The organism is Actinotignum urinale DSM 15805 (assembly GCF_000420445.1).
Classification (GTDB): Bacteria; Actinomycetota; Actinomycetes; order Actinomycetales; family Actinomycetaceae; genus Actinotignum; species Actinotignum urinale.
The window spans coordinates 30954-48354 of sequence record NZ_ATUY01000003.1 but is presented as its reverse complement, the minus strand read 5'-3'; the positions used below and the strand labels follow the sequence as shown (position 1 = coordinate 48354).

Sequence of the window (17401 nt, the reverse complement as noted above, 5' to 3'; positions counted from 1 at the left end):
ATACACGTCACATTTTCACACGCAAGGGGTATCCGAACGTGTTTGATATTCCGGTGCATGAATCGTGTTCATCGTATTCACACATGTCGGCAGTTGTGCACGTATCAGCCACATTTACATGTATAAACCGTATTTACACATATGATGCATTTACACGCATATGTTGTATTTACACGCACAAGCCCATTTACGCATATAAGCCGTATTTACTCGCACAAACCACATTTACACATATGAATTTAGTATTCACATGTGTAACCGGGACGTACAAGAGACGGCGAATGCGGATCAAACTTCCATCCGGGAATAATGCTTTGCATACCCACGGAATCATCACGGGCACCCAAATCATTCGCCAGATACAGTTCGTGAGCTTCCATGAGTCGATCCATATCAATATCCACACCCAAACCGGGCTTATTGGGAATCACCACATGGCCATCACGAATCTGGAAAGGTTCCTTTGTGAGCTGATCTTTGCCTTCTTGCCAAATCCAATGAGTATCCAAGGCGTTGATTGGGCCGGGCGCTGCCGCGCCACAATGAACCGCCATCGCCAAGGAAATATCGAAGTGATTATTGGAGTGGCAACCCCACGTCAACCCCAAATCATGGCACAGCTGTGCAACACGAACTGCGCCACTCATGGTCCAGAAATGTGGATCCGCAAGCGGAATAGATACAGCCTGCAAGAAAATAGTAGACGCCATTTCACGCCAGGTTGTAGACACCATGTTCGTTGCCGTCGAAATTCCTGTGAGCCTGCGGAATTCAGCCAGGGTTTCACGCCCAGAAAAACGCCCTTCCGCCCCGCATGGATCTTCCGCATACGTTAATATGCCCTGCAGGTCACCCAGTAAACGCACAGACTCTTCAAGACTCCACGCCCCATTGGGGTCAATAGTTATACGGGCATCCGGGAATTCTTTTTTCAGCGCGAGAACAGTATCAACTTCACGCTCGCCTGGAAGAACACCACCCTTGAGTTTAAAATCTTTAAACCCATACTTTTTCTGTAGGGCATGAGCGTGTTGAATAATGCTATCTGGTGTGAAAGCAGGTTGGCGACGCAAACGGTACCATTCGTCGTCGCTATTGTCCTCCCTCAGATACGGAGCATCTATTTTTTCGGAATCTCCGACGAAGAACAAATACCCCAACACGGGAACAGAAGTTCTTTGCTGTCCTTCTCCAAGGAGTTCGCTCACCGGAAGATCCAGGAATTTTCCGTACAGGTCAAGAAGTGCTGTTTCAATAGTGGCAAGGGCATGGATGGTAGTGAGCTCATACGTCCAGAAAATATCTTTTCGATCCCTATCCGCCAAATATTGTCCGAGCTTGCGTACAAGCGTCCGGTATTTACTGATTGGTTGACCTATGATTTGTTGGATTCCATCTTCGATAGCTTTTTCAATTGCCGGGGAAGCTGGAACTTCACCAATGCCAATAGCGCCCGTGGAATCTTCAAGAATAATTACGTCACGCGTGTAGTAAGGGCCATGCGCCCCTGCGAGATTAAGAAGCATGGAGTCGTAACCTGCAACAGGATAAACTTTGCCACGCACAATTGTCGGAATAGATACCATTGTTTCTCTTTCTTATCGTCATTGATGAGAGTAACCGGTGGGCTCATAAACCCGAACTATTATGAACCCACCGGTTAGTAATCTGCGGCCACTACTCCGCCGATCACTTTTTCCCTTGTGCTTACCCCGCTCTCCTCAAAGGGGCTCGCACATATTACGAGGTTTGGTTTATCCTCACAATAAAATCGAGATAGACATACGCATCGATACGGGTATACGCCCTAAGCATCGATATATGTATTTGTTTTCTTTGAATTACCGCACCAATGCAGGCTTCTTGGGGTCGAATGTCCACCCGGGAATAAGGTACTGCATGCCGATAGCATCGTTTCGAGCACCCGAACCCTCAACTTTTTCCTTGTAGAGTTCATGGGCAGCCAAAATACGCTCCATATCGGGCTCAACACCCAAGCCTGGACGCTGTGGGATCGTGAGTTTCCCGTCGACAATCTTCATCGGCTCCTTTGTGAGGCGCTCTAAGCCTTCCTGCCAAATCCAATGCGTATCCAAAGCATTGTATTCACCCGGTGCGGCCGCCCCACAGTGGGCAATCATCGCCAAGGAAATGTCGAAATGGTTATTGGAGTGGCAACCCCACGTCATTCCCATATCGTGGCAAAGTTGAGCAACACGAACCGAACCGCGCATTGTCCAGAAATGTGGATCCGCAAGCGGAATATCAACAGATTGGAGGGTGAGAGAGTGCGTCATCTGCCTCCAATCGGTGTTCACCATATTCGTAGCTGTTGGCAACCCTGTTGCTTTGCGGAATTCATTGAGCACTTCACGCCCAGAAAAACCATTTTCCGCACCACAGGGATCTTCCGCATAGGTTAAAATACCCACTTTGTCCTTGCACAGGCGAATTGCTTCCTCAAGAGACCACGCCCCATTAGGGTCAAGGGTAATGCGGGCTTCAGGGAAACGTTCTTTCAGGGCGACGATAGCTTTCATTTCTTCATCGCCGGAAAGAACACCGCCCTTGAGTTTGAAATCTTGGAAGCCGTAAAGATCTTGGGTGGCTTCAGCAAATTTAACGATTGCTTCCGGCGTGAGCGCTTCCTCGTGACGGATTCGATACCATTCAACATCGGAATCTTTTTCACGCGCGTAAGGCAAATCCGTTTTGTCGGGGTCGCCAACATAGAAGAGGTAACCGAGTGCGCGAACCTCAGTGCGTTGTTGCCCATCCCCTAGAAGTGCGGCGACGGGAACTCCAAGAAATTGACCATATAAATCAAGTGTGGCCGCTTCTAATGCGGTAACAGCATGAACTGTTGTCCGCAAGTCAAAAGTTTGGTTTCCACGCCCGCCTGAATCACGGTCTTTGAAACGTTCGCCTACTTCACGGAGGAAATTATTGTATTCAGCTAAAGATCGCCCGAGAACAATATCTTTTGCGTCGTTAATCGTCGCGGTGATTTTTTCACCACCGGGAACTTCACCGATGCCAACATTGCCGGAAGAATCTTCCATAACAACGATATTGCGGGTGAAATATGGCCCATGCGCTCCGGAAAGATTAAGTTCCATGCAATCATGGCCAGCAACAGGATAAACATCAATTTTTGCTACTGTTGGTACTGACATCTTCGTCTTTCTTTCATGTTCATTTGGTGCTGAAAATTCACTCGATACGGTGCTTGTAGCAAGGAATTTTCAAATGTAAAGGTGATATGTGTAAGTCGAGGTGTTAACCGATGGGGTCGCATAAAGAGTGGTTTTTATATGCGACCCCACTCGGTAGCAAAGCGCCTATAGGCTTTTTGCTTATATTTATGTGTCTTACGCAGAGAATGTAGGTATTTCCTTCATTCTGTCTACGCTATTACCGCCACCACTACGGCATAACAGATGAATCTGCTTATTATGTGGTTTCTACTTTTCTCCCGGCAAGCCAGCGTGAAGTTCAATGTTGGCAAGCTTTTCGTAGAAGTGAAGGAGTGCGGAATGATCTTCCACATCCTGGCCGTCACCTTTCAGCACGGACATCATTTCACGAACTGCCGAGGTAAGCGGAAGTGGGGAATCCACGCCGTGTCCTGTATCCATCACGTTGTTGAGATCCTTAATGTGAAGGTTAATGCGGAATCCTGGCTTGAAATTACGCGCCAACATCATGGGGACCTTGGCATCCATCACTGTTGAACCCGCTAAACCTCCACGAATTGCACGGTATACGGCTTCAGGATCAACTCCGGCTTTCTGCGCGAGAGTAAAGGCTTCTGCGCAGGCTGCGATATTAATGGCAACAATTGCTTGGTTCGCAAGTTTTGCAATATTTCCTGCCCCAATTGGGCCGACGTATGTGACGTCTCCGGCCATTGCGTTAATTACGTCTTTGACCTGATTAAAGACGTTTTCGTCGCCACCAATCATTACGGACATGGTTCCATCAATAGCTTTAGGTTCGCCACCGGATACAGGAGCGTCCAGCATGAGGATACCTTTTTCCTTTAATGCAGCTTCAACTTCGCGTGAAGCGAGAGGTGCGATTGAGGACATATCAACGTAAATTAACCCTTCGTGTGCGCCCTCAATAATTCCGCCTTCACCCAAAGCAACAGCTTTTACGTGTGGCGAGTTGGGAAGCATCGTAATAACAAGTTCGGCTTTTTCTGCAGCTTCTTTACCGTTGGCAACAGCGGTTGCGCCAGCCTCGACGACTTCGGCAACAGAGCTTGCATTATGGTCATTCACGAAGAGCTCGTGACCTGCTTTCAGGAGGTTTTTCGCCATGGGTTTACCCATGATCCCAAGACCGATGAATCCAATTTTCATTTTCATTTTCCTTTCATGTAGCGGTTAGGAGGAAATCTGTTTGTATTTTTGTCCTACTTTGTGCGTATATTCGTCGGCACCGATTTTCTCTATCGGTACACATTTATTCCGCGCTATGCGTGAATAAAGAGACTCAAGCCCAAGCAACCGAAAAGGCCAAGGAAAGAGAGCACCGATGTATATGTTGTTCGAACCTTGAGTGTTTCGGGAACTGTCAACCCAAGGAATTCTTTAAACATCCAGAACCCTGGATCGTTTACGTGAGAAGCCATGATGGAACCACATGCGGTTGCCAAAACCATGATCTCCGGACTTACTCCGCCGGTAGCAATCATCGGCGCTGCAATACCCGCGGCGGCAACCACCGCAACGGAGGCGGAACCAAGCGCCACACGCATAACTGCAGCAATAAGCCAGGCAATAATAATGGGTGAAAGGTTAATCCCCATCGTCATTTCCTTGATGTAATCAGAAATTCCACCTGCTTTAAGAACAGCGGCAAATGCGCCACCACCGCCGATAATAAACACAATCATCGCGATTGATTTCACGGAATTCGTACAGGACTTCATGATTGCTTCCATTTTGACCTTGCGAACAACAGTGAAGTACAAAACGGCGACGATAAGCGACAGCATCAACGCGAACCAATCATGTCCGATGAAGCTCATTACTCGTGTGGCCGTATGGTCGTGCCCTAACGCAACTTCTAAAATAGCGTGGCTACCGATGAGAACCACAGGAAGTGCCGTAATGAGGAGAGAAGCGGAGAAACTGGGCATTTCGTCGTCTTCCCAATGCTTTTCATTTACCAAACCGGCGGGAGGATGCGCAACCACTTTCTTAACAAATGGCAACCGTGGCCAGATGAGGGCAACAGCTGCACCTGCTGGAAGGGCGATGATTAAGCCGTACAACAGGGTTAACCCAATGGAGGCATTATATAGACCAGCAACCGCGGAGGGACCGGGATGTGGCGGTAGGAATGAATGCATAGCGGAAAGCGCAATAGCTGTTGGCATTGCCAACCAAATAACGGGAATTTCATAGTTTCGGCATACGGCGAAAACAATGGGGATAACGATAACCCATGCCGTCTCCCAGAAAAGCACGACGCCTATAAGGAAGCAGACCATAATGATTGAAATTTGTGCGTGTTTCACACCAAATTTGTTAATCATGGTGGTTGCTAAACGGTTAGCGGCGCCCATGTCGGCCATAAATACGCCAAGCATGGCACCAAAGCCAAGCAACAGCACAAGTTTCCCTGTTTGCCCGCCAACACCTTGTTGAATAATATCTAGCAGGCCTGGAATCTTTTTCCCATCAGTGGCTTTTTCAGTAAATAGCGGGATGCCCTGAGCAACGCCAACCACAACGGAAACAATAATAAGTGAAATAAAGCCATTGACTTTGAAAAGAAGCATCAACAGCAATAGCAGGGCGATGCCTGCAATAAGAATAACGAGTGGTATCAATTCTCCTTACATTTAGATGTCTTCGATATTTGTCGTCACCGCAAGAACAGCTTCTTGAAGCGCTTGGCGATACTTGGGGTCAAGCTCGCGCGCGGGCGCGAAGCAGTAACCGGCGTCAATACCGATCATGCGCAAACCTTCTTTAAGAACGACGGGGAAGGTAGCGACGTCCACAAGGTTGCGTAGCGGTGAAAGAGCGTTCTGTAGGCGAAGGGCTCGTTCCCGATCGCCTGCTTTGTATGAGTTATAGATTTCGGAGACGAGTTTGGGGGCAATATTTCCCGTTGAAGCAATCGCGCCTGCCGCACCCAAACATAGAGCTGGATAAATTAGCGTATCCCTACCCATAATGACCGAAAAATCATCGGGGACTTCACGAATGTAATCTCCCGTAAGTGTAAAATCACCGGCAGAATCTTTTACCCCTACAACATTTGGCACTTCTGCAAGATTCAGAACGGTAGAAAGAGCCATAGGAACCTTGGTTCGCCCAGGATTGGAATAAAGCACTATCGGCAAATCTGTTTCGGAAGCAATATTGCGATAGTGCTCAATCAATTCACTTTGAGTTGGCGTCATAAAATAGGGGGTAAGAACGGATAGTGCAGAGACACCGCCTACCTCCTGAACCATATGTGCTGTGCGTATGCAGTCACGTGTTGTTATTTCAGATGCGCCAGCATACACGGGAACTCTGCCCGCGGCCTGTTCAACTGCTATTTCTACAACTCTGCGCTTTTGTTCAAAACTTAATCCGTAAATTTCTCCAGATGATCCTAAAACAAAAATACCGTGAACACCTTGTGTAATGGTGTACTCAATAACATCGCGCAATCCCTGCTCTAGCAAGTTTCCCTCTTTGTCTAAAGGGGTAACAAGTGCCGGAATAACACCTTCTGGTCGAAAATTCATTCGTCCTCCTTAAAGAAGCCTCATCATTGAAACCTTCATAAATATCATCTACGTATGTAGACGCGTGCTTCAGTAACTAGACTATCATCTATTTATCTACGTGCATAGACTGAGGTTTGGACTTATGAATTTTGTGCAGAATTTCACCCTTCGATTTAAAAGAGGAGACAACACTGGAAGGGTTTTGCATCTTGCTCGAAAAGACTCGCTATTATTAATGGGTATCTCCATCAGTTTTCACCTTCATAAAGCTCTCCCCTTAAATCGGGGTCAAGCTTTATCAGGACAAAAGGGGCAATAGTGACCACATTGGCAAATAATGCTGACGCACCAACACACACCCCCGGGGTCCGCCCCGTCAAGTCGGCCTCGCGCACAGTTGAGTTATTAGAATTTTTAGCCCGGAGAATTTCAAATCCTCCCCGACTCATGGAAATATGCGAAGAACTCGACGTTCCCAGGTCGTCCGCTTATGCACTTTTGCGAACTCTCATTGATTCAGAATGGGTAATGGACGACGGAAAAGACGGTTACGCCCTAGGAATTAGAGCACTCACGGTAGGAACCGCCTACATTGACGCCGATCCATATGTCCGCATTATTCGCCCCATCCTTTCAGATCTCGCCTCAAAACTAGACGAAACCTTCCACTTGGGAAGATTTAATGCAGGAGAGATGGTGTACCTAGTAACCCAGCAGGCACAACGCTCCGTAAGAAATTATTCGCGCGTCGGAAGAAGACTTCCCGCAACAGCAACAGGTTTAGGAAAGGCGATTCTCGCATTACGCGAAACTGAAATTCCAGAAACTTTCCCCGCCGTCACACATAAAACAATCACAAAGAAGAAAGCCCTTCTGGCAGATTTAGAGCAGGTTCGCGAACGCGGTTATGCATTAGATCACGAAGAAAACACTCCCGGAATTCATTGCATAGCTTTCGCCCTGCCGTATAACTCACCCGTCAGAGACGCAATTTCGTGCTCCATACCCACAAGTCGTTGGTCGGCCGAAAAAGAGCGCGAAATTGCAAACGCAATGCGAATAGCAGTACATAGAATTGTCGATTCTGCGCCTATTGCTTAATGTGTCCACACGGGCAACACTTCCTACAAGGTACTGTAGGAACTCTACATTTCCGCCTTGCCCGCGCGAAGCCCTACTTCCGAAAATCCCGTGGCGCTCCCTACCCGCAACAACCTACGCCCGCCGTCGAACCAAACGCATCACTCAAAACGCCGTAAACCCGCAACCCAAAGTGCCTTATAACATAAAGGACTTCACAAAACATCCTTGACCTCACACGCGCGCAACATCTAATCTATATATGTAGCTACATAACTACAGTTTTAGATGGAACCGCTACATTCTCCATCTACATATCTCCTCATGTTGGTATAAAAATTCGATGTACGCAGGGCTGCGTACAGATAAGGACTGTCCTCATGAGCAAAGATTGCATCGCTCACATCAAACTTTCACACGTTATTCTCCCGTTGGGAACAGGGATTTCAGACGCAAAAGTTTTTACCGGCCGGCAAAAACCCATGACGGAAGTTAACTTCCTGTTCTGCGAAATTGAAACAACCGATGGACACAGTGGCGTCGGCTTTTCCTATTCCAAGCGTGCCGGTGGCCCCGCACAGTTCGCACACGCCAGTGAAGTTGCCGACAATCTCATTGGCGAAGATCCCAACGATATCGACCGTTTGCGCATTAAACTCCTCTGGGCAGGCGCGTCTGTTGGGCGCACGGGTGTAGCCGTCCAAGCTATTGCCGCAATTGACGTTGCTCTATGGGACTTGAAAGCAAAGCGCGCAGGCCTTCCGCTCTCTAAACTTATTGGGGCTCATCGCGATTCCATCCGAACCTACAACACTTCCGGGGGATTCCTTTCATCCCCGCTTGAAGAAGTTGTAGAAAACGCAATCAAATCCAAAGAAAGTGGCATTGGTGGAATCAAAATTAAGGTTGGCCACCCCGATCATGGAGTTGATTTCACTCGCGTAAAAGCCGTTCGCGAAGCACTCGGAGATGATTTCCCGCTCATGGTTGACGCAAACCAACAATGGGACCGCCCCACAGGTATGCGCATGTGTAAAGCCCTGGAAGAATTCAATCTCGTCTGGATTGAAGAACCACTTGATGCCTACGATTACTTAGGCCACGCAGAACTCACCCGTGAAATAACCACCCCCATTGCCACGGGGGAAATGCTTGCTTCGGTTGCTGAACACGTTAAGCTCATTGAAAATAAGTCGTGCGATTTCATCCAGCCTGACGCACCCCGCGTTGGTGGCGTGAGCGAATTCTTAAAACTCACGAAGCTGGCGGAACACGCAGGCCTGCAACTCGCGCCTCATTTCGCCATGGAAATCCACTCACACCTTGCCGCTACGTACTCCATGGAACCGTGGGTTGAACACTTCACCTGGCTCAACCCGCTATTCAACGAACACATGGAAATCAAAGATGGTCGCATGGTTGTATCAGACCGCCCCGGTTTAGGCGTCACACTTTCCGATCAGTTACGAGCCTGGACAATCAACACCTTTGAAGTTGGCAAGCGCCCGTAAAAACGCGCGACGGTGAGGGGCTGGTGCTTATCCTGCAATGCGGGCATCAGCCCCTCATCTTCCAGCACACGCACCTGCTGAGCCCCACCCCAACAAGCTCACCTCAATGGATTGGCGCGCTGCGGAAAGCAAGATTCAGTTGAAGTGGGATAAACCGGCAAGTTGAGATCAGCCAGCCAGTGGCTTTCTCCTTGCTACGTATCTTCGTGTTGAACTCACCCATGTTGTAGCGAGAACAATGAAGGCAAAAATACCGAGCGCAACAAGGGTTTAAAAGTATGGGAATGTTGCGAACCCTGATCCAACAATACTGTTCGCGTTTGATTGCACATTAATATAAATGATAAATAACAGGACCGTTAGAATTGCAGTACAGTACACAAGAAATATGATGCGCTCAACCAAGAGGTAGAACAATATTCGCGTTTTTGTAAAACCAATATTGTGTAATGCAACCATTTGCCCACGACGTGACTGTATATCCTGATTAACAGCAAAAAGAACAGAAAGCCCTGCGAAGAGATAGATAAAACCAAGGAAGAACAGATTTGTCCATACTTGGCTACTTCGTGATTTTTCTTTCAGGTAGGAGGCAAAAGACTTGCTGTCTAATGAAAGGTAGGTATCCGTTGGATGCTCGAAAGAAATGGCTTCCTCGTTGCTGTAAATATAATATTGCAGTTGTGGACGCGCCCCGCCAAAATTGAAAGAATCAACGTCAGCAACAATTCCAGAACCAAGTATTGGAGGTAACTCCAACACCGCCGCTACCCGCACTTCTCGTTGCGAACCATCTGGGAATTTTATTGTGACTTTTGTACATGTGCACTATATTATCGGTTCTTTACGTACTTGTTCTCTTCCCATCGTTTTCCCCTCAAACACATGCTTGTGGGTAGGAAGTCTAAAACACAACCCCCTACGGATTATGCAATCAAAAACGTTAGAGAATGAGTTTGGCACTTCCTTAAAGCGCTCAAACATTCACGGGGTTCTTTTTCGACGATTTCCTAGCACTCCACAACATTCACGGCTAAGCCGCCTTCAGAAGTTTCTTTGTATTTCGAGAGCATGTCCTGCCCGGTTTGACGCATCGTTTCAATAACGGTATCGAAGGATACGGAATGTGTTCCGTCGCCCCATAACGCCATATATGCGGCGTTAATTGCTTTTACCGCGGCAATTGCGTTGCGTTCGATGCACGGGATTTGAACAAGCCCTCCTACCGGGTCGCAGGTGAGGCCGAGGCTGTGTTCCATGGCGATTTCCGCAGAATTTTCCACCTGAAGGGGCGTGCCGCCAAGTGCCTGGGCGAAACCCGCGGCCGCCATGGCGCTCGCGCTTCCTACCTCGCCCTGGCATCCCACTTCGGCGCCCGCAATTGACGCATTTGTTTTAATAAGCCCACCGATCGCTGCTCCGGCGAGCAAAAAATCATACATTCCTTCGCGATTCGCGCCCGCTACAAAGTGTTCGTAGTAGCTCAGCACAGCAGGAATAATGCCGGCAGCCCCGTTCGTTGGCGCTGTCACGATCCTGTGCCCGGCAGCATTTTCTTCATTCACCGCGAGCGCAAACAGGTTCACCCACCCCATTTGCTCCAAGGGGTCGCGCGCAAAAGCGGGGTTGGCACCAAAATCCACACTTTCGCCAAAACCCGAACCACTTGCGCCCACATTTACGTGACCCGCACCGGCCCACGTGTCCCCAGCATTGCCCGCGCCAACACCGCCAACACCGGCTCCATCAAAACCCGCACCAGCCCGACCGCGCAATCTAGCGCCCTCTAGCTTCGCCGCTAAACCCGGCGCGCGCCGCTCCACGTTCAAACCGCCGGGCAAGACGCCGTGCGTCGTCGTCCCTTGTTTTATTGCCTCACCCATCACCGCATATACACGATCCATGTGAGCAATCACCGCCTCGCGGCTCCGCAACGCCGTCTCGTTCGCCATCGCGAGCTGGGCAATACTCATCCCCGTTTCCTTGCACAACGCCAAGAGTTCCGTCGCGCTCCTATACGCGTATGGAACCGCCACTTTCGCCGCGGCCTCCTGCTCGTCCGTCGCCAACGGGGCCACACACGGCTCGGCGGGATCCCCACATTCTTCCATCACGAATCCGCCACCTACGGAGTAGTACGTGTGGGTTGCAATCGCCACACCCTCCCCAACAAGGGCGCGTGGAATCTGTCCCACACGTTCGCCACCATTATCGACGACGGCAACCGCATTTTCGTCCTCCCCCGGCTCCCCGTAGGCGGTGATGGTCATGGCGTTGACGTGGTACGGAAAAATCACGCGCGGGCTGAAAACAATATCGCGTGCTCGTTCAAAGGGTATCGCTGAAAAACCTGGGATAATAAGGGTTCCGCGTCGGTCAATATCCGCTTCAATACTGTCAACCGTTGAAATAGGCACGGTTTCCGGGTTGAAGCCGGATAGCCCGAGAAGGACCGCCCGGTCCGTATTGTGCCCGCGTCCCGTTGCCGCGAGGGAGCCGAATAAATCGACGCGAATATGGGTGATGTGGGACGTGGAGTGCCGCGTTGCAAGATGCGTGGAGAAGTGAAGTCCCGCGCGCATAGGCCCAACCGTATGAGAGGACGACGGCCCAATTCCGATGCGAAACATGTCGCACACCCCAAAAGGATTAACACGCTCATCATTTAGAGTATTTTCTCCAGCGACGACGGAGGCCGGCAGGGCTTTGCCCTCCGATTCATGTACTGTGTACGGGCGACTTGCATGCTCACGTCGATGTAAGGGGTGGTGTAGCGTGGCACGTTCACCAGGTGCGTCTGTTTCCACCTGTTCGAGCCGAAGATGTCGTACCATGCCGTCCTTTCCACAACCATTATTCAGGATACGCCAGGGTCTTATGAAGCACCACATTAGTCTTATCGTCCTAAAAATACACTATGCGAGCTGTGTTCGTCGTTACTTTGCACCCTTGTAACCCGCTTACAGAAATCCTAGAAAGGTGAAGTATTTGGGGTGAGTGCTATCATTTTCTTAAGTATTTAGGCTCTTTCTAGGGAAAAAGGATGACCCGAGATTTTCGTTCAATGCTTCGTGCCCAAAAACTGCGCGTAACAGAACCGCGCCTTGCCGTTTTGCGACAAGTTGCCAAGGGCGGGCATTTAACGGCGGAACAACTCCGTTTGGCAGTTGAGGACAACCTGGGTAGCGTCTCCACACAAACAATTTACGATATTGTTCACGCCTTATCCGACGTAAATATTTTGCGAAAGGTTGAGCCGGCCGGGCAGGTCGCACATTACGAACTGAATGAAGCAGACAATCACCACCATCTGATTTGCCGTAACTGTGGCCATATTGAAGATACTCCGTGTCAGCTGGATACGATTCCCTGCGCTCAGCCCACCGATCCCAAGGGTTACATCGTTCAGGAATGCGATGTCACATATTGGGGTTTGTGCTCGAAGTGTCAGTAATCGCGAAGCGTTAGACAGCCCCTTCGGCGTTATTTTCCACGGTTTTCCATAATCCTTATAATTTTTATTTTCTCCCGCCAACGAACATACCATTTTATGCGCAACATCCACATTCTTTTTGTCGCCTAAATTCAAGTATGCATGTTAGTCGTCGCAAAAAATAACAATTTTTCGTTGATATATCAAGGTTTTCAAATTTCTCCTTTTCTTTTAATGAGACACCTGTTCTGTAAAGTTTTCGCTCACACAACACCCTTTTTGCCTGTAAGTGAAAAAGATCTTTTCACATGAAAATTGCCGGTAGAAAAATTATCCGGTCTCATTTAAAGTGCCTTATAGAGGTTCCAATGAATGGCCATTGGTGCCCAGAGCAAAGGAGCGATATGAGAGTACGTCAAACAGCCTCACGCCAGGTTACCTCACTCGATGGCGTCTGGAATTTCCAGGTCGATTGGGATAACAACGGCATTGAAAAAGAATGGTTCAAGGCCGCATTGTCCACCCCCCGTGCCATGCCGGTCCCCGGTTCCTACAACGACATTGTTACCGAAGTTGACGTCCACGATCACGTGGGTTACGTGTGGTACCAGCGCAAGGTAGTGACCCCGAAGTTTGGTGAAGATCGCCTTATTCTTCGCTTCGGTTCCGTTACCCACGCAGGTGCCGTTTGGGTCAACGACGTTTTGGTTGCCGAACACATTGGCGGCTACCTCCCCTTCGAAGCCGACATCACAGATTACGTGAAGCCAGGGGAAGAATTCCGCCTCACGGTAGCCGTCGACAACCGCCTCTCTTGGCAGACAATTCCGCCGGGACGCGTATATCAGGACAATACAGGCCACACACGCCAGCAGTACTGGCACGATTTCTACAACTATGCAGGTATTCACCGCAGCGTTCTTCTTTACACCCGCCCAGCCGTTCACGTTGAGGACGTCACCATCGTCACCGATATTGATGGCGCAGATGGCGTTGTGAAGTACGACGTTGTCGCAACCGGCGCAAAGAAGGTTAGCGTTCGCGTTCTCGACGCAGACGGCAAAGAAGTCGCCACTGCCGAAGGCGCCAAGGGTGAAATCCGCGTCAAGGATGCCAAGTTCTGGGCACCCGGACACGGAAACCTGTACACCCTCGAAATCACTGCCGACGATGATGTTTACCCGCAGCGCTTCGGCATCCGCACCGTTGAAGTCAAGGGTTACGAATTCCTCATTAACGGCAAGCCCTTCTACTTCCGCGGTTACGGTCGCCACGAGGACAACATCATTCGCGGTAAGTCGCACGATAACGTCATGATGGTTCACGATTTCGAAGTCATGAAGTGGCAGGGAGCCAACTCCTTCCGCACATCGCACTATCCTTACGCAGAAGAAGTTATGGATTATGCCGATGAACAGGGCTTCGTCGTCATTGATGAAACAGCTGCGGTTGGTATGAACTGCGGTCTCGGTGGCGGTATCTTCGGTGAGCAAGGCTTCACAACCTTCTCCGATGACACCATCAACGCCGAAACTCAGAAGGTTCACGCACAGCACATTCGCGATCTCATTAAGCGCGATAAGAACCATCCATGCGTCGTTATCTGGTCCATTGCTAACGAACCGGAAACCCACACGGATGCTTCCTTGAAGTACTTCGAACCGCTGGCACAGGTAGCACGCGACGCAGATCCGACCCGCCCGGTTGGTTACGTCAACGTGATGCTTTCCCCGCCCGATAAGGAAAAGATTACGCAGTTCTTCGACGTCATTATGCTTAACCGTTACTTCGGCTGGTACGTCCAGACGGGTAACCTGGCAGACGCAGAAAAGGCACTGCGCGATGAGCTTGATGAGTGGATCAAGCGCTTCCCGAACAAGCCGATTATCTTCACCGAATACGGCCCGGATACCATGTCCGGTTTGAAGGATTACTTCCGCCGTCCATGGTCCGAAGAATTCCAGACGGATAATATCGGCATGTTCCACAAGGTCTTCGATGATTACACAGAAGTTGTTGGTGAACAGATGTGGAACTTCGCAGACTTCCAGACAACCCCAGGCATCATGCGCGTTGGTGGCAACAAGAAGGGTATGTTCACCCGTGATCGCTTGCCCAAGCCGAACGCCTATGTTGTCCGCGATCGTTGGCTCAAGAAGAAGGAAGAACAGGGTAGCTAATCTGGCTATCGTGTAACTTTCACGTTTTTACGACGAATGTGGCTGGTACGCTTCCGCGCACCAGCCACATTTTTTGCCCCCGTCTATTCCGCACGACGGAACTTGCGTAAGGCCTTTTTGTCTCATTAATGCTCTCTAGCGAGAGTACCTGTCCAGTATCTTTCTAATTTTTCATACTGCGTAGTACGAATGCGCTAAGGAAGAGAGCTCCAGTGATTCCTATTGCTCCTAGCATGTACCGGAAAGCAGATGATTGCGCAACAAATCCGCCACTATGCCCCGCAAATCCGGCAACGAGAGCCGTGTATCCGAAAAAGACGAAAACAGAGCACAGAACAAGTGGCAAGAATGCTGTGAACCCAACAAAGGTGAGAGAATCTTTACCCGATAACGACAACACGTTCTGCAATTCTTTAGCGCCTAAACGCTCAAGGAGTTGCTTGTAGTTAACGTATAACGCCGTAAAGACGAGTGCTAAGCCTGCCGGTATGCCTAAGAGAATAAACCAGCTCAGTTTATCAGTAAGAACTTTCGCCGCACCAATCCACATGTGGCCTGGATTTGATGCCGTCAATCCATACGTCGCCCCGGCTGAGATAACATCAGATAAGGGAAGCGACGTATCAGACACAATACTCATGCGTGCTGGCGGAATGTCTGATGGAATGTCAGGTGTGATAACAAATTCGTCTCCCATGCTAGACATAAGCGTTCGGGCGGGCTCAGGCATCATGTCTGTGGAAACTGTAGCATGATGCCGATTTTCGTTTGACGGAAAGGAATCCGGTGCCTCATTTTTATGTAATCCTAAGATTTTTATAGCTTGTTCATCTATCTGTATGTACGATATCCCTTTTTCTCCTTGTGGTTCACTGCGGAGAATTGTTCCTCCAAAAACGTTCATTTTTTTACGTAGAGATTCAATTTCTGAGTGTTGCAATTCGCCAACATTCATGTCAACGACACGCCCATTAAGCACTTTATCAAGCCTCATAGCCTCTGCCATTGGCTCCGAAAATTGCAGGGAGTATAGTTGACATGCTCCTAGAGCAACGAGAGAGCACGATATACCCAACATAGATTTTTTCAGGTTCGACGAAAAACTAGCCATTTTCCGGTGCGCAAGAATGGCTACACCTTTGGTAGAAAACCGAGAAAAAATAGTCACTATCGCTTCTGAACACCACAAAGAAACAACAGGAATCGCACACCCCAGAGAAATAACAGCACCAAAAAACACAATCTGCAACGGCAACCCCCGCAACTCCGGTTGAGTCACAAAAATCCATAGGAATACAACCGAACAAATCACGCTCACTTCGCTCAAGCGTTTAAGTGATGAGACCATTTTTCGTCGTGAAAAAGGCTTGGTACGGCAATTCTGCACATCATTCTTTTCTTGTATTGCAACCGTCTCTTGTGATTTTTTGACAGGGACAAGGCCATTAAGCCCGGCTAGCACAACAAGCACCACCACCATCACACCAAGACAGGCGAAAAACAGTCCAGTACACCGTCGAAAATCAGAAGGAACAACAGTCACACTCACCAACGGAAGAGAAACATACACACGAGAAAAAACATGCCCCACACCCGCAATAAGCACCACACCAACCACAAGCGGTTTAAGCATCGAGGCAACACCAAACACAAAACGCTGCCTACAACTCGCCCCAAGCTCCCCTAGCCTCATAGACGCATAACGAACCTGCTCACTATGAAACAACCCCGCCACAAGCAACACCAAGCCCGGTACGGCCGTAAAGAATAGGAAGAACAACACAACATACGGATAGGGCGAAGCGTCTAATTGATCACCATTCACAGGAAAAGTTCCTCCTGGAAAGCCGGCAATATTTACACCCCATTGGGCAGGCAGTGGGCCTTTGGGTGCTGAATAAAAGAAGGATTCTTGCGGGTTAGATAACGCTTCAACAGGAATTGTCCCCACAATCTTTCCCAACGGGCTATCGCTTCCCACAGGATAGGTGTGAGCAAGAACAGGGGAAACCACAGCCTCTCCCGGCTTCAAAGACCTATCCAACCCAGGAGGCAAAAACCTCTTAACACACGCTGAAGAAACCCCGGCTTGTGACGCTACCGCACCATGAGCATTTTTCTCGGAAGAATCTCCTCCGCTTCCGAGAGAATTTCCTCCAGTTCCAGTAGAAGCACTCGAAGAAACAGCACCATGCATGTCAAAGAAATACCCGTGAGTAGCGCCATACTCCCCCCACGAAGGAACCCACTCTAAACGCATCTTGTGCGCCTGGCTTGCGCTGACAGATTCTTCCGGGCTCCTCGCAAATTCTCGTTCCTGTGCTCCTGTATAGGTTCCGAGTGAACCTACCAAGGCGATAATAAAAAACCCCAGAAAAAGAACACCCGCAAGCAACGCACCCCTGCCTGAAGTTCGCAACCGATACCCAAGCCGTAACACATTCATCGCCCTACCACC

At 49.4% G+C, this 17401-nt stretch carries 12 protein-coding genes; 4 read left to right on the top strand and 8 right to left on the bottom strand.

All coding sequences use genetic code 11. The features are described from left to right. Nucleotides 1–239: 239 nt before the first annotated feature. From G445_RS0103260 to dapA, 5 genes are all read right to left on the bottom strand, one after another. Nucleotides 240–1586, bottom strand: a complete 1347-nt coding sequence (locus G445_RS0103260) for an enolase C-terminal domain-like protein (RefSeq protein WP_022866135.1) — start codon at nt 1584–1586, stop codon at nt 240–242. 255 nt (nt 1587–1841) lie between these two features. Then, nucleotides 1842–3176 (bottom strand): enolase C-terminal domain-like protein, encoded by a 1335-nt coding sequence (locus G445_RS0103255; protein ID WP_022866134.1) that lies wholly within the window; start codon nt 3174–3176, stop codon nt 1842–1844. A 288-nt stretch (nt 3177–3464) separates the two neighbouring features. Next, a complete protein-coding gene (gene garR, locus G445_RS0103250) occupies nt 3465–4367 on the bottom strand; it encodes a 2-hydroxy-3-oxopropionate reductase (protein WP_022866133.1) in 903 nt (300 codons plus the stop codon). Between the two features lie 113 nt (nt 4368–4480). Next, nucleotides 4481–5845: a gluconate:H+ symporter gene (locus tag G445_RS0103245; RefSeq protein WP_022866132.1), complete on the bottom strand. Its 1365-nt coding sequence runs from the start codon at nt 5843–5845 to the stop codon at nt 4481–4483. A 12-nt stretch (nt 5846–5857) separates the two neighbouring features. After that, the gene (gene dapA, locus G445_RS0103240; RefSeq protein ID WP_022866131.1) at nt 5858–6757 is read right to left on the bottom strand and encodes a 4-hydroxy-tetrahydrodipicolinate synthase; all 900 of its coding nucleotides are present in this window, start codon (nt 6755–6757) and stop codon (nt 5858–5860) included. Between the two features lie 300 nt (nt 6758–7057). Here dapA and G445_RS0103235 point away from each other — a divergent pair, with 300 nt between their 5' ends. Continuing rightward, nucleotides 7058–7840: an IclR family transcriptional regulator gene (locus G445_RS0103235; RefSeq protein WP_022866130.1), complete on the top strand. Its 783-nt coding sequence runs from the start codon at nt 7058–7060 to the stop codon at nt 7838–7840. A gap of 359 nt (nt 7841–8199) precedes the next feature. Beyond that, a complete protein-coding gene (locus tag G445_RS0103230; protein ID WP_022866129.1) occupies nt 8200–9330 on the top strand; it encodes an L-talarate/galactarate dehydratase in 1131 nt (376 codons plus the stop codon). 270 nt (nt 9331–9600) lie between these two features. On the opposite strand, the gene G445_RS0103225 is transcribed toward G445_RS0103230, so the two are convergent. Next, nucleotides 9601–10092, bottom strand: a complete 492-nt coding sequence (locus G445_RS0103225; RefSeq protein WP_040430429.1) for a hypothetical protein — start codon at nt 10090–10092, stop codon at nt 9601–9603. A gap of 248 nt (nt 10093–10340) precedes the next feature. Then, complete coding sequence (locus tag G445_RS0103220; RefSeq protein WP_022866127.1) at nt 10341–12164, bottom strand: L-serine ammonia-lyase; 1824 nt, start codon at nt 12162–12164, stop codon at nt 10341–10343. 209 nt (nt 12165–12373) lie between these two features. On the opposite strand from G445_RS0103220, the gene G445_RS0103215 reads away from it, so the two are divergent. Beyond that, entirely contained in the window at nt 12374–12784 is a 411-nt protein-coding gene (locus G445_RS0103215; protein WP_022866126.1) for a Fur family transcriptional regulator, read from the top strand. A 383-nt stretch (nt 12785–13167) separates the two neighbouring features. Beyond that, a complete protein-coding gene (gene uidA / locus G445_RS0103210; protein ID WP_022866125.1) occupies nt 13168–14943 on the top strand; it encodes a beta-glucuronidase in 1776 nt (591 codons plus the stop codon). Nucleotides 14944–15106: 163 nt separating this feature from the next. On the opposite strand, the gene G445_RS0103205 is transcribed toward uidA, so the two are convergent. Then, on the bottom strand, nt 15107–17389 hold the full coding sequence (locus G445_RS0103205) for a hypothetical protein (protein WP_022866124.1): 2283 nt from the start codon (nt 17387–17389) through the stop codon (nt 15107–15109). Nucleotides 17390–17401: the final 12 nt, after the last annotated feature.